The 23,504-nt window shown below is 65.2% G+C and carries 26 protein-coding genes; 7 read left to right on the top strand and 19 right to left on the bottom strand.

The window, feature by feature from the left end; all coding sequences use genetic code 11:
- Positions 1-17 precede the first annotated feature (17 nt).
- From QOC76_RS30095 to QOC76_RS30080, 4 genes are read right to left on the bottom strand one after another with little or no spacing between them, the layout of a single operon-like run.
- Positions 18-314 carry a cytochrome C oxidase subunit IV family protein gene (locus tag QOC76_RS30095; RefSeq protein WP_526363483.1) on the bottom strand — a complete coding sequence of 99 codons (297 nt, stop codon included), beginning with the start codon at positions 312-314 and terminating at the stop codon, positions 18-20.
- 3 nt (positions 315-317) lie between these two features.
- Positions 318-911 (bottom strand): cytochrome c oxidase subunit 3, encoded by a 594-nt coding sequence (locus QOC76_RS30090; protein WP_526363481.1) that lies wholly within the window; start codon positions 909-911, stop codon positions 318-320.
- Complete coding sequence (locus tag QOC76_RS30085) at positions 908-1,756, bottom strand: hypothetical protein (RefSeq protein ID WP_526363479.1); 849 nt, start codon at positions 1,754-1,756, stop codon at positions 908-910. The genes QOC76_RS30090 and QOC76_RS30085 overlap by 4 nt, the downstream gene beginning before the upstream one ends.
- The gene (locus tag QOC76_RS30080; RefSeq protein WP_526363477.1) at positions 1,753-2,460 is read right to left on the bottom strand and encodes a hypothetical protein; all 708 of its coding nucleotides are present in this window, start codon (positions 2,458-2,460) and stop codon (positions 1,753-1,755) included. The genes QOC76_RS30085 and QOC76_RS30080 overlap by 4 nt, the downstream gene beginning before the upstream one ends.
- Before the next feature lie 99 nt (positions 2,461-2,559).
- On the opposite strand from QOC76_RS30080, the gene QOC76_RS30075 reads away from it, so the two are divergent.
- Entirely contained in the window at positions 2,560-3,144 is a 585-nt protein-coding gene (locus QOC76_RS30075) for a TetR/AcrR family transcriptional regulator (RefSeq protein WP_526363475.1), read from the top strand.
- 17 nt (positions 3,145-3,161) lie between these two features.
- Here QOC76_RS30075 and QOC76_RS30070 read toward each other — a convergent pair whose 3' ends face one another.
- Both QOC76_RS30070 and meaB read right to left on the bottom strand, forming a co-directional pair.
- Entirely contained in the window at positions 3,162-4,394 is a 1,233-nt protein-coding gene (locus QOC76_RS30070; protein ID WP_526363473.1) for a cytochrome P450, read from the bottom strand.
- Between the two features lie 38 nt (positions 4,395-4,432).
- Positions 4,433-5,308 (bottom strand): methylmalonyl Co-A mutase-associated GTPase MeaB, encoded by an 876-nt coding sequence (meaB, locus tag QOC76_RS30065; protein WP_526363471.1) that lies wholly within the window; start codon positions 5,306-5,308, stop codon positions 4,433-4,435.
- Positions 5,309-5,438: 130 nt separating this feature from the next.
- On the opposite strand from meaB, the gene QOC76_RS30060 reads away from it, so the two are divergent.
- Positions 5,439-6,203, top strand: coding sequence for an SDR family NAD(P)-dependent oxidoreductase (locus QOC76_RS30060; RefSeq protein ID WP_526363469.1), 765 nt, complete (start codon positions 5,439-5,441; stop codon positions 6,201-6,203).
- Positions 6,200-6,946 carry an SDR family NAD(P)-dependent oxidoreductase gene (locus tag QOC76_RS30055; protein ID WP_526363467.1) on the top strand — a complete coding sequence of 249 codons (747 nt, stop codon included), beginning with the start codon at positions 6,200-6,202 and terminating at the stop codon, positions 6,944-6,946. Before QOC76_RS30060 ends, QOC76_RS30055 begins: the two co-directional genes overlap by 4 nt.
- Positions 6,947-7,131: 185 nt before the next feature.
- Here QOC76_RS30055 and QOC76_RS30050 read toward each other — a convergent pair whose 3' ends face one another.
- From QOC76_RS30050 to QOC76_RS30010, 9 genes are all read right to left on the bottom strand, one after another.
- Positions 7,132-8,049 (bottom strand): TauD/TfdA dioxygenase family protein, encoded by a 918-nt coding sequence (locus QOC76_RS30050; RefSeq protein WP_526363465.1) that lies wholly within the window; start codon positions 8,047-8,049, stop codon positions 7,132-7,134.
- A gap of 21 nt (positions 8,050-8,070) precedes the next feature.
- A complete protein-coding gene (locus tag QOC76_RS30045) occupies positions 8,071-9,123 on the bottom strand; it encodes a PhnD/SsuA/transferrin family substrate-binding protein (RefSeq protein WP_526363463.1) in 1,053 nt (350 codons plus the stop codon).
- A gap of 50 nt (positions 9,124-9,173) precedes the next feature.
- Complete coding sequence (locus QOC76_RS30040; protein WP_526363461.1) at positions 9,174-9,905, bottom strand: ABC transporter ATP-binding protein; 732 nt, start codon at positions 9,903-9,905, stop codon at positions 9,174-9,176.
- Positions 9,892-10,764: an ABC transporter permease gene (locus QOC76_RS30035; RefSeq protein ID WP_526363459.1), complete on the bottom strand. Its 873-nt coding sequence runs from the start codon at positions 10,762-10,764 to the stop codon at positions 9,892-9,894. The genes QOC76_RS30040 and QOC76_RS30035 overlap by 14 nt, the downstream gene beginning before the upstream one ends.
- Before the next feature lies 1 nt (position 10,765).
- Positions 10,766-11,704, bottom strand: coding sequence for a TauD/TfdA dioxygenase family protein (locus QOC76_RS30030; protein WP_526363457.1), 939 nt, complete (start codon positions 11,702-11,704; stop codon positions 10,766-10,768).
- A 426-nt stretch (positions 11,705-12,130) separates the two neighbouring features.
- Entirely contained in the window at positions 12,131-12,895 is a 765-nt protein-coding gene (locus QOC76_RS30025) for an enoyl-CoA hydratase/isomerase family protein (RefSeq protein WP_526363455.1), read from the bottom strand.
- A gap of 62 nt (positions 12,896-12,957) precedes the next feature.
- The gene (locus QOC76_RS30020; RefSeq protein WP_526363453.1) at positions 12,958-14,049 is read right to left on the bottom strand and encodes an acyl-CoA dehydrogenase family protein; all 1,092 of its coding nucleotides are present in this window, start codon (positions 14,047-14,049) and stop codon (positions 12,958-12,960) included.
- A complete protein-coding gene (locus QOC76_RS30015; protein WP_526363451.1) occupies positions 14,036-14,848 on the bottom strand; it encodes an acyl-CoA dehydrogenase family protein in 813 nt (270 codons plus the stop codon). Before QOC76_RS30015 ends, QOC76_RS30020 begins: the two co-directional genes overlap by 14 nt.
- Positions 14,826-16,229, bottom strand: coding sequence for a class I adenylate-forming enzyme family protein (locus QOC76_RS30010; protein WP_526363449.1), 1,404 nt, complete (start codon positions 16,227-16,229; stop codon positions 14,826-14,828). The genes QOC76_RS30015 and QOC76_RS30010 overlap by 23 nt, the downstream gene beginning before the upstream one ends.
- 125 nt (positions 16,230-16,354) lie before the next feature.
- Between QOC76_RS30010 and QOC76_RS30005 the strand changes: the two genes are divergently transcribed.
- Positions 16,355-16,636 (top strand): 2Fe-2S iron-sulfur cluster-binding protein, encoded by a 282-nt coding sequence (locus QOC76_RS30005; protein ID WP_526363447.1) that lies wholly within the window; start codon positions 16,355-16,357, stop codon positions 16,634-16,636.
- Between the two features lies 1 nt (position 16,637).
- Here QOC76_RS30005 and QOC76_RS30000 read toward each other — a convergent pair whose 3' ends face one another.
- The 4 genes from QOC76_RS30000 to QOC76_RS29985 are packed head-to-tail and all read right to left on the bottom strand — an operon-like array spanning position 16,638 to position 20,656.
- Complete coding sequence (locus tag QOC76_RS30000; protein ID WP_526363445.1) at positions 16,638-17,693, bottom strand: CaiB/BaiF CoA transferase family protein; 1,056 nt, start codon at positions 17,691-17,693, stop codon at positions 16,638-16,640.
- Positions 17,690-18,646 carry an LLM class F420-dependent oxidoreductase gene (locus QOC76_RS29995; protein WP_526363443.1) on the bottom strand — a complete coding sequence of 319 codons (957 nt, stop codon included), beginning with the start codon at positions 18,644-18,646 and terminating at the stop codon, positions 17,690-17,692. Before QOC76_RS29995 ends, QOC76_RS30000 begins: the two co-directional genes overlap by 4 nt.
- Complete coding sequence (locus QOC76_RS29990; RefSeq protein WP_526363441.1) at positions 18,643-19,047, bottom strand: cobalamin B12-binding domain-containing protein; 405 nt, start codon at positions 19,045-19,047, stop codon at positions 18,643-18,645. The genes QOC76_RS29995 and QOC76_RS29990 overlap by 4 nt, the downstream gene beginning before the upstream one ends.
- A 31-nt stretch (positions 19,048-19,078) precedes the next feature.
- On the bottom strand, positions 19,079-20,656 hold the full coding sequence (locus QOC76_RS29985) for a methylmalonyl-CoA mutase family protein (RefSeq protein ID WP_526363439.1): 1,578 nt from the start codon (positions 20,654-20,656) through the stop codon (positions 19,079-19,081).
- A 186-nt stretch (positions 20,657-20,842) separates the two neighbouring features.
- Here QOC76_RS29985 and QOC76_RS29980 point away from each other — a divergent pair, with 186 nt between their 5' ends.
- Genes QOC76_RS29980 through QOC76_RS29970 form a run of 3 tightly spaced genes read left to right on the top strand, consistent with a single transcriptional unit; the run spans position 20,843 to position 23,501 of the window.
- Complete coding sequence (locus QOC76_RS29980) at positions 20,843-21,700, top strand: SDR family oxidoreductase (protein WP_526363437.1); 858 nt, start codon at positions 20,843-20,845, stop codon at positions 21,698-21,700.
- Positions 21,697-23,196 (top strand): class I adenylate-forming enzyme family protein, encoded by a 1,500-nt coding sequence (locus QOC76_RS29975; protein ID WP_526363435.1) that lies wholly within the window; start codon positions 21,697-21,699, stop codon positions 23,194-23,196. Before QOC76_RS29980 ends, QOC76_RS29975 begins: the two co-directional genes overlap by 4 nt.
- A complete protein-coding gene (locus QOC76_RS29970) occupies positions 23,193-23,501 on the top strand; it encodes a hypothetical protein (protein ID WP_526363433.1) in 309 nt (102 codons plus the stop codon). Before QOC76_RS29975 ends, QOC76_RS29970 begins: the two co-directional genes overlap by 4 nt.
- Positions 23,502-23,504: the final 3 nt, after the last annotated feature.

Raw genomic sequence — 23,504 nt, 5'->3', positions numbered from 1 at the left:
GCGGTTGCGGCGCGTGCCTAAGCAGCGATCGCCGAACCGACGAAATAGCTGCCCAAGAGGCACGCGGCAATAAGTACCACCCAGGCATCGGTGAGCCGACATAGCAATACCGGGGCATGGCGGACTTCCATGAATTCACGGAATATGATGCGCACCTTGATCAACGCGATCCCGATTGCACTCACGGTGACCACCGTGCTGGCTCTGAGCGTGCCGTTCTGATCGGCTGTGTGATCAATCCAGACGTATGCGAGCGTCATCGCCGTCAGGATCAACCAGACGATCAACAACCTCTTATTGAAAGTGGTGCTCACAAATCACCTCACGACGTAGAGCAGCGCGAAGATCAGAACCCATAGGAAGTCGACGGTGTGCCAGTAGGTTGCGCACGTTTCGACAAGGTTCTGGGAGCGCCGGGCTGGGCTGCACAACTGATAGACGACGATCCCCAGCACGATGAAGCCGATCAACAGATGTATGCAGTGAATCGAGGTCAAGAAGAAATAGTGTTGGAAGAATTCATTGCTGGTGAACGTGTTTCCCATGCGGATCTCCTTGACCCACTCCAGCACCTTGGACGTCAGAAACACGAGGCCGAACACGACGGTCAAGGAAGCGTTGATCAACGCCGACCGGTACGCGCCCGCCCTGGCCGCTTGGACGCATCGGGCGATCGCCCACGAGCTCAGCAGTAGGGCGATCGTGTTGAATACCCCGATGCGGGTATCCAGGTCGGCCTGGGACTGCAGGTAGAGCTGCTCATTCTGGGTGCGCGACACCAGGTACACCGAGAAGTACCCCGTGAAGAGAAGTGTCTCGAAGAGCACGAACATCCACATGTCCGGCTGCCCGGGCACGAATTTGGTCGGCTTCTCCCCGAGGTGCGGTCCGGAGTCGGCAAGGTGTGTCATTGGACCGCCTCGATCGAATCAGGCTGCGCGGCTTCGCCCTTGCCTGGAAGGCACGGTAGCGGGCCGGTGCCGAAGTCCTCGCGCCGGATCATCGCGCGCAGCAGCGTAAGAAAGACGCCGGTGTACACAACAAAGACAACCATGTTGATCCACCATGCGATCGCACCGTTCCATGCGAACGCGCCCCGGTGGAATATCCAGGCCGGCGCAACCACGACTTCGGTCAGCGCGTTGCAGAGGTTCAGATAACCGAACCACTTCGGGAACACATGATTCTTGTCGATCAGAATCGCGACCATCCACACCAGAGAACCGATCAGGAACACTCCCATGGTTCCGCTGAACGACAGGAACGCGAAATCGTAGAGCCAATGGATCATCTCCGGATCGCGGTCCGGCCGCAGGGCACCGACCGTCATCGCGATGGCCATCACCAGCATGCCGGGGACTGCAGCGAGCGAATACATGATCAGGTACGAATAGGCGAAGATCCGACTTACCGACATGCGCCGCATCGAGTACGCGAGGAGGGCGTTCATCGGCGCGCACATCCCCGCCACGAGGAACACGACGCCAAACCCGGCGAGAAGGCCGTGGTGGTGGTCGCGGAACCAGTGCACCACCATGGCGGTGTCCCACGCGGGGCTCGGCGGCGGCTGCACACGCGTGACGAGGAAGAAGAGCAGGCCGTACAGGTTGTAGAAGACGACCATCACCCACCACGCGAACCACAATTCGCGCTTGGGGTTGTGACGGCAATTCCAGACGAACCGGCTCAGCGGAGAACCCGCGGGGGGCTCGGGCAACGTCACCGACTCCGTCGTCTTCATCGCCGGCGGACTCATGCGGTGATCCGCTCCTCGGCTCGCTGGCGCCTGATGGTCTGGCCGAGAACAATTCCCATGACCACTATCCATACGGCGATCGCTACGTTCTTGAGCCAGAAGGACAACAGCCCGTCCCATGCGATGGGCCCGGTGAACGACAGCGCGCCGAATGCGGCAGGCGCCAACGCGACCGCGACGAGCAGATTGAAGTGCGCCACCCATGATTTGAAGACGGGTTGGTCTTGGCGGTCCCAATAGATGGCCAGGGCGAGCATCAGGCATTGGGCGATCAGATAGGGAACCAGGATGGTGAAAGTGACCCACGCGAGATCGTTGAGTAGCTGGGTCAGCTCCGGTGCGCGTTCCGGTCGGAAAGCGGCGAGGAGCCAGAACATGTTGGCGATGAGAAAGAGCGCCGGTGGACCACCGGCACAGGCGAGCAGGCTGTAGGACAGGATCGGCGTGCGGTGAGCCATCCGGCGTATCTGAATCACCAGCAGCATGACGATGGGTATCAGACCTACGCCGAACCAGTTGAACAGGATCATGCTGTAGCGAACGCGCGCGGTCTCATTGCGGTAGAGACCTGCGACCTCTTCTGCCGACATGGTCGGCGACATCGGGTGAAGGAAACCAGGAAACAGGAAGAACGCAGAGACCCAAACGATGGCCACCACAGGCAATGTCCAGAAAAGGATCAACTCACCATCTGGTCGTCTCATCGTCGATCTCTCTTCACGCTTAGCCTCGGTTGCCGATCGGCAACTGGGACGGTAGCCGATCGGCTAGTAGAACGTCAATCCTCGGCTACCCTCGTCGCTGTGACGTCCACACAGGAGGGCCGCAGGTTCAGCGAGATCACGCGTACCGCGGCGCAGACCCGTGTCCTGGACGCGGCCTTGAAGCTGATCGCCGAACGCGGAGTCAGCGGGACGTCGCTGCAGATGATCGGCGACGAAATGGGCGTGACGAAGGCGGCCGTATACCGGCAGTTCAAGTCCAAGGAGGAGATCGTCATCGCGATCACCGAGCGTGAGCTCGGTCGAATCGAGGATGCGCTGGAGGCCGCCGAGGCCGAGGGACACGGTCTGCGTGCCCGTGAGGTCTTGCTCGATCGGATGATCGACCAGGCCATCGAGCGACGCGGCGTGGTCAGCGTGCTGCAGTTCGATCCCGTGATCATCCGACTGCAGGCCGAACATGAACCGTTTCAACGCTTCATCGAACGTCTCTACGCGGCGCTCCTCGGCACCGAGGCGGGCGTCGAAGCGCGCCTTTCCGCGGCGATGTTGTCGAGTGCGATCAGCGTCGTCGTGATGCATCCGCTGGTCGCAGATGTTGATGACGCCACGTTGCGTGCGCAACTCCTGCACATGACACGTCGAATGCTGGACCTGCCCGATTAGTTGTGGCGGTGTCCCCGTCACCGTACGTGTACGGGCACGTTGCACCAGCCCAATACGTTCGTCATGTGCACCCGCTGCAGGCCGGAGCGGTCGATCTCGTAGCGGGGAATCATGTCGAGCAGCGTTTCCAAGGCCATCCGGCCTTCCATCCGGGCCAGCGCCGCACCGAGACAGCTGTGGATGCCGTAGCCGAAGTTCAGGTTGTAGCCGACTTTCCGCTCGCGATCGATGTCGAAGCGGTCGGCATCGGGGAAGAACCGTTCGTCGCGGCTGGCCGCGCCATTGATGAGAATGACGGCATCGCCTGCCGGGATCGTCTTGCCGTGCAACGTGACATCGCGTGTAGTGGTACGTATTTGATACTGCGAAGGGCCTTCGTAACGCAGTAGCTCCTCGAACGCCGCAGGGATCTTGTCGCGGCTTTCCCGCAGCTTCTGCCACTGGTCGGGGTTGTCGGCGAACACCACGACGGCGTTCCCGACGAGTTTGGTCACCGTTTCGGCGCCGGCACCGCCGAGCAGCGTGCAGAACCCGGTGATCTCGATGTCGTCGAGCCGCCTGACCTCCCCGTCCTCGATGATCTCCGCCTCGATGAGGCCGCTGATCATGTCGTCCTGCGGTTTGGCGCGCCGCTGCTGAATCAAGTCGTAGTAGTAGGCGGCGGATTTCATCACCGCGTCCATGCTTTCGGCTGACATACCGATGCCCTCGTCGCGCTCGAGCCCCTTGTCCAGCCACAATCGCAGCTGTTGTCTGTCCTCCGCAGGCACGCCGAGCATCGACGTGATGACTTCCACCGGGAACAGTGCCGCGAAATCGGCGACTGCATCGAACGACGACGGATCGAGTTGGCTCACATAGCGATCGATGGTCTCTTTGACCAGCGATTCCAGCGCGATGACCGCGCGCGGCGTGAAGACGCGGTTCACCAGCTTGCGCATCCGCTCGTGCTCGGGCGGATCCAAACTGATGATGATCTTGCCCAAGGCGCTCCCCGAGTCGCCATTGGCCGCCGCCTTGACCATGTCGAGCGTGACGCCCTTGGCCGACGAGAAGGTCTCGTGGTCCCTGATCGCCGCGGAGACGTCGTCGTAGCGGGTCAGCGCCCAGAAGTCGTAAGTCTCGCTGTAGTACAGCGGCGCTTCGTCACGCATCCGGCGATACGTCTCGAACGGGGAGTTGAAGTAGTCGTCCGAATACGGATCGAAGACGACGGGGCCACCCGAAACCGTTGGACTCGATACGCTCACTGCTGGGCTCCGTTCCATTGTCGCCGATTTGTACCAGATCAGGGCTCTACGGGGATGGCGAATAGCTGTTCTGCCGCGGTATAGGGATCCGACCTGCCGTCGGCGACCGACTCCGCCAGGCGATCGAGGTCGGCATGGCTGCGCAGCCGGGTCTGCGCCAGCGACAAGATCTGGGCGCGCGCACGCGCCCTGCGGCGTTCCGGGCTGTCGGCACGGGCATGCGCTTCGATGGCGTCGACCAAATCCGCGATGCCTTCACCCTGCGCGGCAACGAGTTTCAGGATCGGCGCCTTCGTCTCGGCGCGCAGGTCGCGCACGGTCTGATCGGCGCCTTCGCGGTCGGCTTTGTTCACCACGACGATGTCCGCGACCTCGAGCAAGCCGGCCTTCGCGGCCTGGACCGCGTCTCCCGCACCGGGATTGAGGACGACCACCGTCGGATCCGCGATTGCGGCGATCTCGATCTCGGACTGGCCCACGCCCACCGTCTCCGCGACGACCAGGTCGTAGGACAGCGCGGCGAGCAGCCGGGTGGCCGCGGGCACCGCAGCGGCGAGACCGCCGAGATGACCGCGGGTCGCCACCGACCGGATGAGCACGTCGGGATCGTTGATGTGCGCGGCCATCCGGATACGGTCCCCGAGCAGCGCGCCACCGCTGTACGGCGACGACGGGTCGACGGCGAGTACGGCGACCCGCAGATCGCGTGCGCGGTATGCGGCGACCAAAGCGGCGACGGTGGTGGATTTCCCCGCACCGGGCGGCCCGGTCAGGCCGATGATCCGGGGAGCGGCCGTCGCCCCGAGCGCATCGAGTACTTCGCCGCGGCGGGAGCTTTCGACCAGGCTCAACAACCGTCCGGCCGCTCGGGTGGACCCGTTGCGTGCCGCGGTGATGAGCTCGTCGATGGTCATCGTCGAATGATGGACTACGACGCTTTGGCGGAGACGATGACGGCTTCTGGCATCGGGTGACTCCGTTTCGGTCAGCGTGAGAATGTTATTCTCTCTGATCGAGAGTGTCAGTTGCAAGGAGGGAAACCATATGCAAATCGCCGGTAGTTCCGCGATTGTGGTCGGCGGCGCGGGCGGCCTTGGTGAGGCGACCGTCCGCAGGCTGCACGACGCCGGGGCCAAAGTGGTCGTCGCCGACCTCGCCGACGACAAGGGCAAGGAGCTGGAGAGCGAGCTGGGTGTGCGCTATGTGCGCACCGACGCCACCTCCGAGGAGTCCGTCAACGCGGCGATCGCCGAGGCTGCGTCGCTGGCACCGCTCCGAATCTCCGTCGACACCCACGGCGGCCCTGCAAGTGGCGGCCGGCTCATCGGCAAGGACGGCTCACCGCTCGACCTCGACGGCTTCAAGAAGACGATCGAGTTCTATCTGACGGCCGTGTTCAACGTGATGCGGCTGTCAGCGGCCGCGATCGCGAAGTCCGAACCGCTCGAGGAGGGGGCCCGCGGCGCGATCGTCAACACCGCATCGATCGCCGGCTATGAGGGCCAGATCGGTCAGCTTCCGTACTCGGCGGCCAAGGGCGGCGTGCTGGGCATGACGCTGGTTGCCGCACGCGACCTGTCGCCGCTGGGCATCCGCGTCAACACCATCGCCCCCGGCACCATCAACACCCCCGCCTACGGCAAGGCGGCCGATCAGCTCGAGCAGTACTGGGGCCCGCAGGTGCCGTTTCCCAAGCGGATGGGACGTTCCACCGAGTACGCGCAGCTGGCACAGAGCATCATCGAGAACGACTACCTCAACGGCGAGATCATCCGCCTCGACGGAGCCCTGCGCTTTCCGCCGAAGTGAGCGCTTCGCTCGAGGGCAAGGTGGCCTTCGTCGCCGGTGCCAGTCGCGGCATCGGCGCGACGGTCGCCGCGGCGCTTGCGCGCGAGGGCGCGGCGGTGGCGGTTGCCGCACGCTCCGAACACGAGGGCAAGCTGCCCGGCACCATTCACACTGTCGCCCAGATCATTTCGTCATCGGGTGGCCGCGCGTTGGCCGTCACGTGCGACGTCACCAAAGAGGACTCGGTGGAGACGGCCGTTGCCGCAACGGTCGCCGAGTTCGGCGGAATCGACATCCTGGTCGCCAACGCGGGGGTGTTGTGGCTGGGGCCGATCGAGGCCACCCCGCTCAAGCGCTGGCAGTTGTGCCTCGACGTCAACCTCACCGGCGTCTTCCTGGTGACCAAGGCGGTCATACCGCATGTGCGGGCACGTGGCGGCGGTTCGTTGGTCGCCGTCACGACGACCGGTGTCACGATGACCGACCAGGGCGCCAACGCCTACTGGGTGTCCAAGGCCGGCGTCGAGCGCCTGTACCTGGGCCTTGCCGCGGACCTGAAGCCCGACAACATCGCGGTCAACTGCCTGAGCCCGTCGCGCGTGGTGCTGACCGAGGGCTGGCAGGCCGGCGGTGCCGGTATGGAGATTCCGCCCGAGATGGTCGAACCGCCGGAAGCGATGGCCAACGCCGCTGTGCTTCTCGCACAACAGGATGCGGGCGGCATCACCGGCACCATCCAGCGCTCCGAATCCCTCACCTTCTAGCCACCCCCGTCGCACCGCGAGCGTGCGTGTTTGCACGCCAACACGCCGCTTCTTCGTGGCAGTCAGCGCACCGTCGGGGCATCGCGAGCGTGCACCAATTGCCATAAACCCGCGGCGTTTGGCAGCAGACACGGTCGCCCGCAAGCGGGAGGTGCCCCCAGCTCGCGCAGGTAACGAGCGAGCGGTCAGATCGCCTCGAAAGGTTCCCCGTCGAGAGCTACCGATTGCCGGCCGTCCGGCCCCGTCGGGACATCACCCACCAATGTCACCCGGTAAAGCCGGCGGTCATGGTCGATCGTGAGATCGGACGGCGCGAGGTGCACGGTCGACCGGTTGTCCCAGAAGGCGATGCTGCCCGCCTCCCACTTGAACCGAACCGTGTACTCGGGCCGGACCAACTCGTCGTAGAACAGGCCGAGAAGTCGTCGGCTCTCGTGCGGTGAGACACCGACGATGTGTGTCGTGAAACCGGGGTTCACATACAACGCCTTCTCGCCCGTTTCGGGATGAACCCTGACGACGGGATGCTCGGTCACCAAAGGACGCCGGTTCACCCGCCGCTGGTAATCCTCGGTTGCAGTAGCGCCGTCCGGCGGTGAGAACCGGTGCGCCGCACGGAGTCCGTCGGCCAGGCGCTGCAACGGGGCGGACAGTCCGGCGTAGGCGGCGACGGTGTTCGACCACTGTGTGTCTCCGCCGTACGGCGGGATGACCTCCGCCCTCAGGATGGACGCTGCGGGTGGGTTGACCGCTGCGGTCACATCCGCATGCCAGTTCGGCTTGTCGAACCCACGGCTACTGCCGTACCGCGCCTTGAAACGGTCGCGAAAGATCGGATAGATCGTCGGGTAGTTCGGGTCGGGGATGGAGTCGAACAGCGGGTGTGCGGGCGTGGGTTCGCCGAACGCCGACGCGAACCGCAGGTGGTCGTCGTGGTCGATGAACTGGTCGCGGAAGAACACCACCTTCCACTGCAACAATGCCGCACGAATCTCGGCGACCTGCTGATCATCGAGCGGCTTGGTCAGGTCGATGCCGTGGATCTCGGCACCTGTCCAACCGGACTGCGGCCTCACCTCGAGCGCCTGCGCTACCTGAGTCATGATGTCAATCCCCCTCTTTCGTCATGCATTGATCGGTTTGGGTGTGACGCCGTCGAGCTGATTCTGTGCGTTGACGATGTCGTTGTAGCGGCCGTCGACGTACGGCTTGATGTCGACGTGGGTCTTCGTGGTGCCGGTGTCGTACAACCCATCGGCGACTTTTTGAAAGAGACCCGTGGAGGCGCCGTCAATCGGGTAGTAGGCCGCAAGGCCGTCCTCTTCGTAGAGCTTTTTGCCCTGATCGAAGGTGATGCCCTGCTGTTTCACGTAGTACTCGTCGATCCACTGATCGACGTGCGAGTCCTTCCAGTTGTTCGCGGCGACGGCGCGGCCCACGTAGTCACCGATCGCAGCCACCTTCGCCGGGTCGTCGAGGATGTCCTTGCGAACGATCACGCTTTGGATTCCGGTGTTGATTCCCGTTCCGTCACCGAGGATCGGCGGTTCGCCGAGCTGGTAGTACTGGTTGCCCAGCACAATAGCCGCATCGACGGCACCGGCCGCGAACGTCGGAACCACCTCGGAGCCCGCCAGTTCCACCGGCTGAACATCGTGCTTGAGGTTCAGTCCGTGCTGTTTGAGCAGCGCCGCGGTGATCATGTGGCGGCCGGAGCCCGGCGGATAGGCGACCCGCTTGCCGCGCAGGTCCTCGATCTTGGTGATACCGCTGTTCGGCCTGGCCACCAGAAAGTATCCACCGCTGGTGCCCGGATTCGCCTGCAGCCCCACGGTGATCAGGTCGGTAACGCCACTGTCGACGGCGATCGGTACCGGCGCCTCGCCGATGGAACCGACATCGGCGGCACCCGACCGAAGGGCCTCGATGACCGCCGCGCCGCCACTGAAGTCGGCGAACTCGACCGAATAGGGAGCATCCTTTCCGGCATTGGCAAGTTTCCAGGGCAGCGACTGCGTGCCGTTCTGCTCGGCTATGACGAGCTTCGTGCCGGCAGGCACGTCAGTTCTCGAGGCGATCCTGACCGAATCGACGGCGCTGTTGTCCTCGTCATCGGACAGCCCACAGGCGGCGGTCAGGAGCGAAATCGCAACCAGGGCAGCCAACTTCCATCGCACGCGCGGACTTTTCGACATTCGCTGTCCTTCGTCAGGTGAGCTAGTACGATTCACAGTTGAACCTCTCCGGTGACGCCGAGTTCGGCGAGCAAGCGTCGTCGCAGTGTTGCGAATTCGTGCGAATCCCGGACTCGCGGCGCCGCCACAGTCACCTCAACGTCCAGGGAGATGGCACCGTCGGTGAGCACTATCACCCGGTCGGCCAGCAAGATCGCTTCATCGACATCATGAGTCACCAAAAGGACCGCCGGTTTATGGCGTCGGCAGAGCGCGAGCAGCAGTGCATGCATCTTGATTCGGGTGAGGGCATCCAAGGCCCCGAACGGCTCATCCAGCAACAACAATTCGGGCTCGCGTACCAGTGCCCGGGCCAGCGCGACACGCTGCGCCTCTCCCCCCGACAAAGTCCGTGGCCACACCTTGGCCTTGTCGGTCAGGCTCACCTCGTCGAGAGCAACCCTCGCCTGCTTCCGGACCTCGGCCGTCGTCGGCAACCCGACGGTCACGTTGGTCAGCACACGCTGCCACGGCAACAGTCGCGGATCTTGGAAGACGATGGCCCGCCGCTCGGGCACCCGAAGTTCTCCGTCGAAGTCGCCGTCCAGTGCGCCGAGCGCGCGCAGAAACGTGCTCTTGCCCGAACCGCTGCGCCCCAGCATGGCGACGAATTCACCCGCACCAATGTTCAGGTCAAGTCCGTCGAGAACGACGTTGTCGCCGAACCTTTTCCGAATATCGCGGGCCGTGACGACCGTGTCGGTCGCCAGCTCAGTCGCCGTCATACGCCCGCCTCCAGGTGAGCAGTCGCGTCTCAAGGAACCGCACGACAAGTATCGACACCAGCCCCAGGATCGCGTACACCGCGATGAGCACGAAGACGACGTCGATCTGGAAGTACTCGCGAGCGTCGGTCATCATCCGGCCGAGCCCCTTCTTCGCGTTGATCGTTTCGGCGAAGATCAGCGACAGCCATGACGCAGTGAGCGCAAGCCGAAGCCCGACGAGGAATCCGGGCAGCGAACCGGGAATGATGACGCGGTAGATCAGTTCGACCTGGCCGGCGCCGAAAGACCTTGCCGCCTCGACCAATCCGGCGTCCACGCTGCGAATGGCGCTGAATGTGTTGATGTAGATGGCGACCGCCACTGCGAGTGTGATCAGCGTGATCTTCGGCACCTCGCTGATACCGAACCAGACGATGAGCAGCGGCACGAGGGCGAAGTTGGGAACAGCACGCAGCACTTCCATGTTCGCGTCGACGAAGTTCTCCCCCACCCTCGACAGACCCGCGATCAGCGACAGGCTCAAACCGAGCACCACCCCGAACATCAGGCCGTAGCCGACCCGCAGCAAGCTGGTGAACAGATGCTCCTGGAGCGAGCCATCGGCGATGAGCCGAAGGCCCGCGCTGACCACCCGCGTCGGTGGCGGCACCGTGCGCTCGTCGAAAACGCCAGTGGTCGACAAGATCTGCCATAGCGCAACGAGCAGCACCGGACCCAGTAGCCGCTGCACCGGGCGTGGCACGAAGTGTCGTCGACTGCGCTTGCCGAACACCGCACGTGGGTCGACAAGCGCGCCGCCGCCCGCTTTGGCCGACGCGCCCGCGGCCGCCCGCGGGCGGACTACCACGGTCGCCATCTCAAGCGGCCCCGAAGAACTCGCCTGCGATCGACTCCGACGGCTGGCCGGACGGGCCGACCGGCACATCGCCCACCAAAGTGATGCGGTGCAGTACACGATCGCCCTCGACGTGTTCGAAGTCCTGGGGGGCCAGATGCAGTGCGGCGCGGTTGTCCCAGAACGCCACGCTGCCGGGCGCCCACTTCAACCGGACCGCATATTCGGGGCGGCCGATCTCCTCGAACAGCAGATCCAGGACGTGACGGCTCTCGCGCGGCGCGAGGTCGACGATGTGACGCGTGAAGGACGGGTTGACGTACAACACGCGTTCGCCGGTGTCCGGATGCACCCGGACAACCGGATGAATCGAGGCCAGTGGATTGGTACGCACCAGATCGCCCACCTTCTCCGAGCTGCGGTCCGCGGCGACGTCTGCACCGAAGCGGTGTTCGGCGCGCAGTTCGTCGATGAACGCGCGGACGGATTCGGAAAGTCCTTGATAAACCGCGGCGACGTTGACGAACTGGGTGTCGCCACCATACGGCGGCACCGCTTCGGCGCGCAGGATCGAATGCGACGGCGGGTTGATCAGCGGCGTGACATCGGCGTGCCACTTGGGTCCGTTCGGGCTCTGCTTCTTGCGGTATCTGATGCCGTAGCGGTGGTCATACGCCGCCGGCGACACCGTGTGAATCTGCGGGAAGTCCGGCGGTGCCGAATCACCCTCATAGGGATGTCCCGGCGTCACGTCCCCGAACTGCGCGCCGAACGCAATGTGTGCGGCATGGTCGAGCTTCTGATCGCGGAAGAACACCACCTTCCACTGATGAAGCGCGTCCTTGATAGCGGTCCTGGCGTCGTCGGACAGCGGAACGGAAAGGTCGACTCCGGTGATCAATGCGCCAGTCCACCCCGACAGCGGCGTCACCTGCAGTGCGATATCCGTTGCAGCGGTCATCAATCGGTCCCCTTCGAAAGTGATTGCAAGATCAACGAATGGGACGTTATCGGCGATGCGCTGATCCGATACGGGTTTGAATCGACGTGATGCGATCGCCCCACCGCGAGCGCGCGTGTTTGTACGGCGACACGCCGCGAGACGCGTACATAAGGCGCACGCTCATCGCGCCCGAGCGATCGCAGACCGCCGTTGTACAAGCACTCGTTCCACCGCGCTGCGCGCGTTTGTCGCCAGCCACGCCGAAGAAGACCGGCCGTATGTGCACCGCCGCGGCTTAGCGAGCGCGCACAAATTGCGCACTAACGACGGCGTGTCGGGCAGCAGACACGCTCCCCCGCAAGCGGGAGGTGCCCCCAGGTCGCGGGGGGAAAGAGGCGCACGGTCGCGGGGCGAAAGAGACGCACGCTCGCGGGGCGAGACGAGTTACTTCTTGGCGATCAGGCCGTCGACGATCTTGTTGAAGTCGGCGGTGCCGAAGGACACGTACTCGGCGAGGTTCGCGTAGTCCAGCGACGCCATCACGGCCTGCTCGAGTTGGATGTTCATCAACCGCTTGGTGGCCTCGACGGCCTGCTGAGGCAGCGTCAGCAGCTTGTTGGCGCACGCGATCGCCTCCGCCAGCGGGTCATCCACGACATGGTTGGCCAGCCCCAACTCGACCGCACGCGCAGCCTTGATCCGTACTCCCGTCAGCGCGAATTCCTTGGCCTGCAGCAGGCTGATCTGTGAACCCCACACCAGCGGGCCACCGTCGGCGGCGACCAGTCCGATCTGCACGTGCGGGTCAGCGAAGTGAGCCGTCTCGGCGATGTAGACGATGTCCGACAGGGCGGCCAGGCTGCAGCCCAAGCCGACGGCCGGGCCGTTGACCGCCGCAACCACCGGCATGCGACAGCGCACCATGCCGATGACGAGGTCGCGGCCGTGCTTGATCGTCTTCTGCCGCAACGCCTCGTCGTTGCGGAGTTCGTCGAGATAGTTGAAGTCGCCGCCCGCCGAGAACGCGCGACCGGCACCGGTGATGACTGCCGCCCGTGCACCGGTGTCCTCGTTGAGTGCCTCCCAGATCTTGGCCAGCCCCACATGCAGGTTGTCGTTGACCGCGTTGAGCGCATCGGGTCGGTTGAGCGTGATGATGCGTAGCGCGCCATCGGCCTTGACGTCGATTTCGTCTGGCATGTCGTACATCTCAGTTCCTTCCGCTCTTCACGCAAGCGCTCATCGTTGTCCTCGGCTCTTCACGCAAGCGTTCATCGCACTCCCAATCCGAGGATGCGTTGCGCGATGATGTTCTTCTGAATCTGGCTGGTGCCACCCATCACACTCTGAGCGCGGCTGTACATGTAGGTGCCGAACATCTCGTCGTCGCCCGACCCGACCGTCGCCAATGCGGCGTGACCGACCGACTGCTCGACCCACGTCATCAACAGCTTGTCCAGCGACCCCTGCGGTCCGTGCGTCAGCCCGTCCAACTGCTCGGACAGCCGACGCCGCACATGCAGCCGCAACATCTCCGTCTGGACCCACGCCCACGACAATTCCTCGGGTGCAGGTCCGTCGATACGAGATGCCAACTGCCGCACAGTCTTTCCATAGCGTGCCGAGAAGCCCAACGTCGACGGCTCACGCTCGTGGCTGACCACCGTCATCGCCAGCTTCCACCCGTCACCAGGCGCGCCGATCATGTTGTCGACCGGCACCCTGGCGCCGTCGAACTCGACCTGCCCGAACTCCTTGGTGACGCCGCTGATCATCTTCAACGGTCGCTGCACGATGCCCGCCTGATGCATCGACACGACGAACGCCGAGATGCCCTTGTGCTTGGGCACGTCCTTGTCCGTGCGAGCCAGCACCAGACACCAGTCGGCGACATCGGAGTAACTCGTCCAGATCTTATGGCCGGCGACGACGTACTCGTCACCGTCGCGGACCGCGGTCGTCGTCAACGAAGCGAGATCCGAACCCGCACCCGGCTCGCTGAAGCCCTGACACCACCGCTCGGTCCCGTTGATCATGCCGGGCAGGAACCGCTGCCGCAGTTCCTCATTCCCGTGATGGCTCAGTCCGACGACGAGGTAGCCCAGGCTGGGCCGCGCAGGCGCACCGGCCTTGGCGATCTCCTCGTCGACGATCACGTCGTACACCGGAGGCAGATCCTGACCCCCGTAGGCGGTGGGCCATGACGTTCCGAAGAAACCGCCCTCGTACAACGCGACGTGCCATTCACTGGCCTTGGCCCAGTACTCGTCGCCCGAGGTGGGAAACCTGCCCTTCTGCTCGGTCAGCCACCCGCGCAACCGCTCCCGAAATGCTGCCTCCTCCGGCGAGTCACGAAAGTCCAATGGTCAACTCCTTCAGCGTTACCGGCCACGCTTCAGTGGCGGCGAGCACCCTGCGCAGGTAGACGTGCGCGAGACACTCCCAGGTGTTGCCGATACCGCCGTGCACCTGAATGGACGTCTCGCAAACCGTCAATGCCGAACGCGCGCAGTAGACCTTGGCCACCCGGCCTGCCTCCACCGCCTCGGCTACGGGCAATTCGTCGACCGCCCACGCGGCGTGCCGCGACACGCTGACGCACCCCTCGATCAGCGCCAGACTCTCGGCCAGCAGGTGGCCGATGGCCTGATACGAACCGATGGTCGCGCCGTACTGCTCGCGCAGCTTCGCGTACTCGACGGCCAGTGTCAGGGTGCCGCGGGCGGCGCCGACGATATCGGCCGTCGTCGCGGTCAGCGCAAGCGCATACCAGCGCCCGGCGTCCTCCTCCGACAACTGTCCGATCTCGGCTGGTGACTCCGCAACTCCGGCAAGGCTTCTCGTGAGATCCACGGACCATGTCTCAGGCGCCGGCGACAGCGGCCGGCCGGTCCGGCGGCCAAGATCGTCTGCCAGCACGGGGCCGATGAACGGGACGTCCACCAGACCCCTGGCGAACTCCTCGGCGACGATGGCCACCTCGACGCCGGACGCCCCGTCGGAGCGCAGGGTGCGAAACCCCGTCCCATCGATGGCTTTCTCCAGCCGTGCGACGCGGCCGGCGTCGTCGAGATCGGCGACCGACCCCGGCCCGAGGTCGTCGGCCACCTCGGCGGCGGCCTCGCGCAGCTGCCGCTGCTCAGCCGTCAGACGGACGTCCATACTGTCCCTTCAGCACTCGGCGCAATACTTTTCCAGAAGGCAATCGCGGAATCTCGGGAACCAGCACCACCCGGCTGAGTTGTTTGTAGGACGCCAGCCGGTCGGCAACGAGGGCGGCGAGTTCGCCGGGATCCACCGAGCCGTGCGTTGCCACCGCAGCGACGACTGCTTCACCGTCGGCCACATCGTCGACGCCGAAGACCGCGCAGTCGTCAACTCCGGGGTGTCCGTGCAGCACTGCCTCGATCTCGGCGGGGGCCACCTGAAATCCCCGAACCTTGATCATCTCCTTGGCCCGGTCGGTGATGCGCAGCCAGCCGTCGGGGTCGAGGTAGCCGACGTCCCCGGTCCGGTACCAACCGTCGGTAAACGCCTGTGCCGTGGCCTCATCGGGCAGGTAGCCGGCCATCACAGATTCCGACTGCGCCTGGATCTCGCCGACCTCCCCCGGCCCCACCGGCCTGCCGTTCTCGAGCGACACCACCCGCACGTCGACGCCGGTCACCGGGCGCCCCACGGTGTCCAGGCTCGCCCCTTCGAGCGAATTGCAGGAGATCACCGGCATTTCGCTGGTGCCGTACGCGGTCACCCAGGTCACGCCGGCCGTGGCGGTGACGGCCTCGGCGACACTCGCGGTGACCGGCGTGGCGCACCACATGACGTACCGCAGTGACGACAGGTCGTAGGAGTCCAGCTTCGGATGAGCGGCCAACGCCAGCGCGATCGGTGCGACGGCCATCTCGATGGTGATCCGGTCGGCCTCGATGTGGTGCAGCATCTGGTCGATGTCGAAGCGGCGATGCAGCCGGATCCAGGCCCCGGTGTCGAGCGCCATGGCGATGTTGAGCAGGCCGAGGATGTGCGACGGCGGCGTGACGATCTGCATGCGGTCGGTCGACGTCAGACCGAGGGCCTCACGCCAGTGCCGCATCGCCACCGCGAACGCCCCGTGGGTGTGCCGCACCGCTTTTGGCATGCCGGTCGTTCCGGAGCTGAACACGAATAGTGCGTCGGAATCGGCGGGCGGGGGGTCGAAGGAACGCCGCCCTGCGGTGACGGGGTCGTCCAGCGACAGCATCGACACCTTGCCTGCAAGCACCGGATGATCGCCGACGGCGTGCGATGGTTTGGTGAGCGCGAGCGCGTGTTCGACTTCGGTCTCCCGCCACGCGGGGCTGAGCAGCACCGCCGCGGCGCCCAGCCGCCAGATGGCGCGCAGTGCGACGACGAACTCGGGACGGTTCGACGACATCAGCGCGACCCGGTTCCCTGCTCGAACGCCCCGGCGCTCCAGCGTCGTCGCCATGCCGTCGGCCAGGGAGTCGAGTTCCGCCAAGGTGTATTCGCGCTCGTCGAAGGCGAGGGCGGCCGGCTCGCTCACGTCAGCTCACCCACCCTCCCGCCACCGTCGCGGCTGCCTTGCACGATTCCGCGAGAACACACTATCCTTGAGTGAGAATAGTATTCTCGTAGAAGCAGAATCTCAATGGCGCAAGGAGACGCTGAATGGCTGTCGAGGGGACCATAACGATCCTGCTCGACCGGCAGAAGGCCTCGGTGCCGCGTGTTGAGAAGGAGACCCTTCTGGAAAGCGCCAGGCGCGCCGGCCTGTCTCCTCCGTTCAGCTGCGAGGCGGGTAACTGCGGCACCTGCATGGCCAAACTGGTCGAGGGCAAGGCGACCATGCGTGTCAACGACGCGCTGGATGAGGACGAGGTCGCCGAAGGGTACATCCTCACCTGTCAGGGCGTGCCCGACACGGAGTCGGTGACCGTCGAGTACGAGTGACTCACCCTCGACTGCTCCTCGCGTCCGCGTGTTCATCCAGACTCGGCGGCGGCCGATACTCGGGCTGATAGCCGGAGACATGTATCGGGCTGCCCACCAACCGGAACTCACCCGCCGTCACGACGACGTCCGGTGTCGCCTCGAGCGCATCGGGCAGCGAGCGCACCGCGGCCGCCGGGAGGCCGAGCGGCCGCAGTCGGGCCTCCCAGCTTTTCGCATTGTCGGTCGCGAGCGCCGCGGTGACGACGGCGAGCACCTCATCGCGCCGCGAAGCCCGCTCGGCCATGGTCGGGAACCCCGATATGCCGGCTTCGGCCGAGAACGATCGCCAGAAACCGTCGTGGGTGATGAACAGCGCGAGATAGCCATCGGCCGTCGGAAACAATTGAGCAGGAACATAATACGAGTGCGCGCCGAAGGGATGGCGTTGCGGCTCGACCCCGTCGTTCAAATAAGCAGAGGCCCGGTAGTTCAACTGCGACATGACGACATCGCGCAGCGAGACCTCGACCTGGCCGCCGCGGCCCGACACGACCTGGGACACCAGCCCCAGCGCAGCGGTCAAGCCGGTGGAGTTGTCGGCCGCCGAATAACCGGGCAGCGTCGGGGGCCCGTCGGGATTCCCCGTCATCGCCGCCACCCCGGTCCCCGCCTGGATCACGTAGTCGAACGCCGGATCGTCGCCGCCGTCCATTCCGAAACCGGTCAGCGCGACACATACGATCTTCTGGTTGAAGCGCCGCAGCGCCTCGTAGGTGAGGCCAAGCCGCCGAATCGCCGACGGCTTCATGTTGACCAGCAGCGCATGGGAATTCGCGACGAGCTCGCTGAGTTGCTTCTGCCCGGCCTCCGACCGAAGGTCCACACAGACGCTCTGCTTGTTGCGGTTCAGGCTGGCGAAGTAGCTGTCGCTCACTTGGCGGGAGATCTCGCCGTCCGGCGGCTCGATCTTGATCACCTCGGCGCCGAGGTCGGCAAGCAGCATCGTGGCATACGGTCCGGCGAGCATGACGCCAACCTCGAGGATGCGGATGCCCGCCAGCGGTCCGGTGTTCATTGGAGCTCGGTCGCGAGCTGCGAAATCACCTCGCGTGTGCGGTATTTGGATGCCACCAGCTCATCGCGGTTGTTCCCGATCGGCAGCAATCGCACCGACAGATCCGTGACGCCCGCATCGGCGAACTGACGGAACCGCGCCAGGATAGCGTCCTCGTCGCCCGCGGCGCACAGGTCGCCCACGTCGCGCGCGTCCCCCCGGTCCAGCAGTCGCTGATAGTTCGGTGACGTTTCCGCCTCGGCCAGAATGCGATTGGCCCGATCCTTGGCCGCATCGATCTCCGAATTGGCGCACAGACACACCGGGATACCCGCGACAATGCGCGGCGCCGGCCGCCCCGCGTCGGCGGCAGCCTTGGTGATCTTCGGTGCGATGTGATCGCCGATGGCCTTCTCATCGGCCATCCACAGCACGGTGCCGTCGGCGTGCTCGCCCGCGATCTGCAGCATCACCGGCCCGAGCGCCGCGACCAGCACCGGCATCGGCGTCTCGGCAGCCAAGACCGTGGGATTGTGCACGGTGAACGAGTTGTTCTCGACGTCCACCGGACCGGGCCCGGCGATCGCGGCGTTGAGCACCTCGAGGTAGTCGCGGGTGTAGGCCGCCGGCTTGTCGTAGGGGATGCCGAGCATGTCCCGCACGATCCAGTGGTGCGAAGGACCGACGCCGAGAGCCAACCGTCCGGACGCCGTCGCGTGCACCGAAAGCGCTTGACGAGCAAGGGCCATCGGATGTTGAGCCTGCAGCGGCACCACCGCGGTGCCGAGTTCGATGCGCGAGGTGTGTGCGGCCATCAGCGCCACCATGGTCAGCGCGTCGAAGTCGTCGGGCACCTGCGGCATCCACGCCGTGTCGAGGCCCGCGGATTCGGCCCATTCGATGTCGGAGACCAGCTTGGTGACCTTGCGCGTCATGTCTCCGCGTTCGGCGCCGATCATCACGCCAAGCCTCATACCGACTCCCCCGCCTTCTCGGTGAGCGCGCGTACGTCACGGACGAGTACGTCGAGCGGCGTGCCGGTCGGAAAGACCGCTGCTGCACCGGCGGACAACAACTTCGGCACATCGGCTGCCGGAATGGTCCCGCCGACCACCACCCCGATGTCCCCCGCGTCCGCGGCGCGCAGCGCCTCGACGGTCCGCGTCGTCAGCGCGACATGGGCGCCGGAGAGGATGCTCAACCCGACCAGTGCGACGTCCTCTTGCAACGCGATGGACACGATGTCCTCGATGCGCTGACGGATACCGGTGTAGATGACCTCGAACCCGGCGTCGCGCAGCGTCCTCGCAACGATCTTGGCGCCCCGATCGTGGCCGTCCAAACCGGGTTTGGCCACCAGCACACGGGTAGCCATCAAAACCCTCGCTTCTTCGCGCAAGCGCTCATCAGAACACCACCGGCTGCTGGAACTCGCCCCAGACCGCTTTCAGTGCGTTCACCATCTCCCCCACCGTGCAGTAGTTGTTGGCGCACTCGATCAGGTGATGCATCAGGTTGTCGTCACCCTCGGCCGCGCTCGACAGCGCGGTCAGGCTGGCTGCCACCGCCTCGGAGTCGCGGTCGGCCTTCACCTTCGAGAGTCGCTTGAGCTGAATGTCGCGGCCCTCGGCGTCGAGCTCGTACATCGACACGTCGGGCGCGGACTCGTCGGTGACGAACTTGTTAACCCCGACCACCGGCCTGGCGCCCGACTCGACCTCCTGGTGGATCTTGTAGGCCTCGTCGGCGATCAAGCCCTGCAGATAGCCGTCCTCGATCGCGCGCACCATGCCGCCGTGCGTTTCGAGATCACCCATGATCTCAATGATCTTCTCCTCGGTCGCATCCGTGAGCGCCTCGACGAAGTAGGAGCCACCGAGTGGGTCGGCGACGGCCGCGACCCCGGTTTCGTACGCGAGGATCTGCTGGGTGCGCAGCGCCAGGGTCGCGGACTCTTCGGTGGGCAGCGCGAACGGCTCGTCCCATGCGGCGGTGAACATCGACTGGACGCCGCCGAGCACCGACGCCATCGCCTCGTACGCGACGCGCACGATGTTGTTCTGCGCCTGCGGCCCGTACAGCGAGGCGCCGCCGGACACGCAGCCGAACCGGAACATCGACGCCTTGTCGTTGGTGGCGCCGTAGCGTTCCCGCACGATGGTGGCCCAGCGCCGCCTGCCCGCCCGGTACTTGGCGATCTCCTCGAAGAAGTCGCCGTGTGTGTAGAAGAAGAAGGAGATCTGCGGCGCGAACTTGTCGATGGTCATCCGGCCACGCTCGACGACGGTGTCGCAGTAGGTGACACCGTCGGCCAGCGTGAACGCCATCTCCTGCACGGCGTTGGCGCCGGCGTCGCGGAAGTGAGCGCCCGCCACCGAGATCGCGTTGAACCTGGGCACCTCCGCGGCGCAGAACTCGATGGTGTCGGCGATCAGACGCAGCGACGGCTCCGGCGGCCAGACCCACGTGCCGCGGGAGGCGTATTCCTTGAGGATGTCGTTCTGGATGGTGCCGGTGAGCTTGTCGCGCGGCACACCCTTCTTCTCGGCGGCGGCGACATAGAACGCCAGCAGGATGGCGGCCGTGCCGTTGATCGTGAAGCTGGTGCTGATCTTGTCCAGCGGTATGCCGTCGAACAGAATCTCGGCGTCGGCCAGCGTGTCGACGGCGACGCCGACCCTGCCGACCTCCTCGCTGACCTCCGGATCGTCGGAGTCGAAGCCGCACTGCGTCGGCAGGTCCAGCGCGACCGAAAGGCCCGTCCCGCCCTGGTCGAGCAGATACCGGTAACGGCGGTTGGAGTCCTCCGCAGTGCCGAATCCCGAGTATTGGCGGAACGTCCACAGCTTGCCCCGGTATCCGCTCGAGAAGTTGCCGCGGGTGAACGGATAAGCACCCGGCGCGGGCGGTTCACCGGCCCGATCGCCCGGCCCGTACACGGGCTGCAGCGGGATGCCGGAGGGAGTCTGAACTGGGTCGGTCATCAATGGATAACGTACTTGCAAAAAATGAGAATGCCAATACCGCACGACGGAAACGCGCACGGGACAGGTCGTGTTGAAGCAGCTGGAAGCAGAGCGAAGACCCGGTACATAGTGATTATGGCACTTGCCTAAAATGAGAACGTCAATACCGATTTGTTAGGGTGAGGTTTCTCGACAGGAGGCTTGATGTCCCGTCAGTCGCTCACCGGTCGCACCATGGTCATCTCAGGGGCCAGCCGGGGTATCGGGCTGGCCATCGCACTCGGCGCGGCACGACGCGGCGCGAACGTCGTGCTGCTGGCCAAGACCGCCGAACCGCACCCGAGGCTTCCCGGCACCGTGCACACCGCGGTCGCCGAAATCGAGGCAGCGGGCGGCAAGGGCGTGGCCGTGGTCGGCGATGTGCGCAACGAAGAGGACGTGGCGCGCACCGTCGACACCGCGGTCCAACACTTCGGCGGCATCGACATCTGCGTGAACAACGCCAGCGCCATCGCGACCGACCCGACAGAGCGGCTGGCGGCCAAGAAGTTCGATCTGATGATGGACATCAACATCGGGGGCACATTCCTGCTCACCAAGGCCGCGCTGCCGCATCTGCGGAAGTCGGCGGCGCGCACGCGAGGAGCACAAGCAGCAGGAGCGCATGTGCTGACGCTGGCGCCGCCGATGAACATGAACCCGCACTGGCTGGGCGCGCACCCGTCGTACACGCTCTCGAAATACGGCATGACGCTGCTGTCGCTGGGCTGGGCGGCCGAATACGCCGACGCGGGCATCGGATTCGCCTGCCTCTGGCCGGAGACCTATATCGCGACCGCCGCGGTGATTAATCTGGCCGACGGGGACGCGTTGGCCGCCCGCTCGCGCGAACCGCAGATCATGGGTGACGCCGCGGTCGAGATCTTCTCCAGACCGGCCGCCGAGGTGAATGGGAAGTGCTTCATCGATTCGCATGTGCTGGCCCGGGCAGGCCAAACCGACCTGTCCCGCTATGGGGGCGGCGACGACCCCATCCTTGATATCTTCGTCGACAAATCATGAGCATCTCCTTGCTGCTCGAGATGGCCTCCTCGAGCGATCCGGACCGGACCGCAGTGGTCTCCGGTGATATCCGGTTGACCACAGATGAACTCAGCGCGCTTGCCGACGGCGGGGCCGGGATCATCGCGGCGTCCGGCGCACAACACGTCGCCTACGTCGGCACCGGTGGGGCCATGCTGCCGGTGCTTCTTTTCTCCGCAGCACGGGCCGCGGTGGCCGTCACTCCGTTGAACTACCGGCTCAGCGGCGACGGACTGCGCGAACTGATCGACCGGCTGCCCACACCGCTGGTCGTCGCCGACGCCGACTATCTGGACGTGGTCGCCGGCGCGGGCAAGCTGGTGATCTCGTCAGACGAGTTCATCGAGTCGGCCCGCACCGCCGAACCGGCCGCCGAGTTCGCCGATCCCGACAGTGTCGCCGTCGTGCTGTTCACCTCGGGCACCACCTCGCGCCCGAAGGCCGTCGAGCTGACACACAACAACCTGACGAGCTACATCACCGGCACCGTGGAATTCGGGTCGGCGTCACCCGAGGACGCGGCGCTGATCTGTGTTCCGCCGTATCACATTGCAGGCGTGAGCGCGGCGCTGTCGAATCTGTACGCAGGCCGAAAGATGGTGTACCTGACGAACTTCGACGCTCGCGAGTGGGTGCGCCTGGTCGGCGATGAGGGAGTCACGTCGGCCACGGTGGTGCCGACCATGCTCGCCCGTATCGTTGCGGCGCTGGAAGCCGACTCGGCCACGCTTCCGACCCTGCGCACGCTGGCCTACGGCGGCTCCAAGGTCGCACTTCCGTTGGTGCGCAAGGCATTGTCGCTTCTGCCCGATGTCGGGTTCGTCAACGCCTACGGTCTGACCGAGACCAGTTCGACGATCGCCGTATTGACGCCCGATGATCACCGTGTGGCGTCCGCGGCCTCCGACGGCGCGGTCGCGCGCAGGCTCGGTTCGGTCGGCCAACCGGTCCCCAGCATCGAGGTGCAAATCCGGGCTGACGACGGAACCGTCTTGGGCCCAGGCGAACCCGGCGAGCTGTTCGTCCGCGGGGAGCAGGTGTCGGGTCGCTACACCGGCATCGGATCGGTGCTCGATGCGGACGGCTGGTTCCCCACCAAGGACGTGGCCTACCTCGACGAGGAGGGGTACCTGTTCATCGGCGGCCGCTCCGACGACACGATCATCCGCGGAGGCGAGAACATCGCGCCTGCCGAAATCGAGGACGTGCTCGTCGAACACCCGCACGTGCACGACTGCGCGGTCGTAGGCGCCGAGGATCCTGCGTGGGGCCAGATCATCGTCGCCGTCGTCGTGCCCGCCCCCGGAGCGTCTCCCGATGTCGAGGATCTACGGAGTTTCGTGCGCGGCCGGCTGCGCGGGTCCCGTACGCCCGACAAGGTGGTGTTCCGTGCCGAACTGCCCACCAACGCGACCGGCAAGGTGCTGCGCCGCGAACTCGTCAGCGAGTTGAACGCCAGTAAGGAGCCAGCATGATCAAGAACGGCACGCGCCTGCAGAGCCAGGTCTGCGACACCCAGGTGATCGTCGTCCGGTCCGCCGACAGCCTCGACGATCTGCGCGCCGGCGGTGCGCCGATGGTGCCGATCGGCCAAGAAAGCGCAGCGTCCGCCGATCTCACGCTTGACGATGCGTTGGCCGACGGAAACTTGATGGGCAAGCGCTACGTCGATGAGAGCGGCGCCGAGGTGCTCGTCACCAAGGCAGGCAAAGGGACGCTATCCGTCGGCACGACGCCGCTGACCATCAAGGAAGCCAAGCCACTTCCCGCCAGCGACTGAACC

Origin of the sequence: Mycobacterium sp. (genome assembly GCF_032159565.1) — a bacterium.
Classification (GTDB): Bacteria; Actinomycetota; Actinomycetes; order Mycobacteriales; family Mycobacteriaceae; genus Mycobacterium.
The sequence above is the reverse complement of the archived record's forward strand: the minus strand, read 5'-3'. Positions and strand labels throughout refer to the sequence as shown.

Coding starts and splice junctions, on each gene's coding strand:
- QOC76_RS30035 (WP_526363459.1), bottom strand. CDS start 10,764: ATGGCGACCGTGGTAGTCCGCCCGCGGGCGGCCGCGGGCGCGTCGGCC.
- QOC76_RS30085 (WP_526363479.1), bottom strand. CDS start 1,756: ATGAGTCCGCCGGCGATGAAGACGACGGAGTCGGTGACGTTGCCCGAG.
- QOC76_RS30050 (WP_526363465.1), bottom strand. CDS start 8,049: ATGACTCAGGTAGCGCAGGCGCTCGAGGTGAGGCCGCAGTCCGGTTGG.
- QOC76_RS30025 (WP_526363455.1), bottom strand. CDS start 12,895: ATGTACGACATGCCAGACGAAATCGACGTCAAGGCCGATGGCGCGCTA.
- QOC76_RS29970 (WP_526363433.1), top strand. CDS start 23,193: ATGATCAAGAACGGCACGCGCCTGCAGAGCCAGGTCTGCGACACCCAG.
- QOC76_RS30005 (WP_526363447.1), top strand. CDS start 16,355: ATGGCTGTCGAGGGGACCATAACGATCCTGCTCGACCGGCAGAAGGCC.
- QOC76_RS30015 (WP_526363451.1), bottom strand. CDS start 14,848: ATGGACGTCCGTCTGACGGCTGAGCAGCGGCAGCTGCGCGAGGCCGCC.
- QOC76_RS29985 (WP_526363439.1), bottom strand. CDS start 20,656: ATGACCGACCCAGTTCAGACTCCCTCCGGCATCCCGCTGCAGCCCGTG.
- QOC76_RS30030 (WP_526363457.1), bottom strand. CDS start 11,704: ATGACCGCTGCAACGGATATCGCACTGCAGGTGACGCCGCTGTCGGGG.
- QOC76_RS29995 (WP_526363443.1), bottom strand. CDS start 18,646: ATGAGGCTTGGCGTGATGATCGGCGCCGAACGCGGAGACATGACGCGC.
- QOC76_RS30090 (WP_526363481.1), bottom strand. CDS start 911: ATGACACACCTTGCCGACTCCGGACCGCACCTCGGGGAGAAGCCGACC.
- QOC76_RS29975 (WP_526363435.1), top strand. CDS start 21,697: ATGAGCATCTCCTTGCTGCTCGAGATGGCCTCCTCGAGCGATCCGGAC.
- QOC76_RS30060 (WP_526363469.1), top strand. CDS start 5,439: ATGCAAATCGCCGGTAGTTCCGCGATTGTGGTCGGCGGCGCGGGCGGC.
- QOC76_RS30080 (WP_526363477.1), bottom strand. CDS start 2,460: ATGAGACGACCAGATGGTGAGTTGATCCTTTTCTGGACATTGCCTGTG.
- QOC76_RS30000 (WP_526363445.1), bottom strand. CDS start 17,693: ATGAACACCGGACCGCTGGCGGGCATCCGCATCCTCGAGGTTGGCGTC.
- QOC76_RS29990 (WP_526363441.1), bottom strand. CDS start 19,047: ATGGCTACCCGTGTGCTGGTGGCCAAACCCGGTTTGGACGGCCACGAT.
- QOC76_RS29980 (WP_526363437.1), top strand. CDS start 20,843: ATGTCCCGTCAGTCGCTCACCGGTCGCACCATGGTCATCTCAGGGGCC.
- meaB (WP_526363471.1), bottom strand. CDS start 5,308: ATGACCATCGACGAGCTCATCACCGCGGCACGCAACGGGTCCACCCGA.
- QOC76_RS30040 (WP_526363461.1), bottom strand. CDS start 9,905: ATGACGGCGACTGAGCTGGCGACCGACACGGTCGTCACGGCCCGCGAT.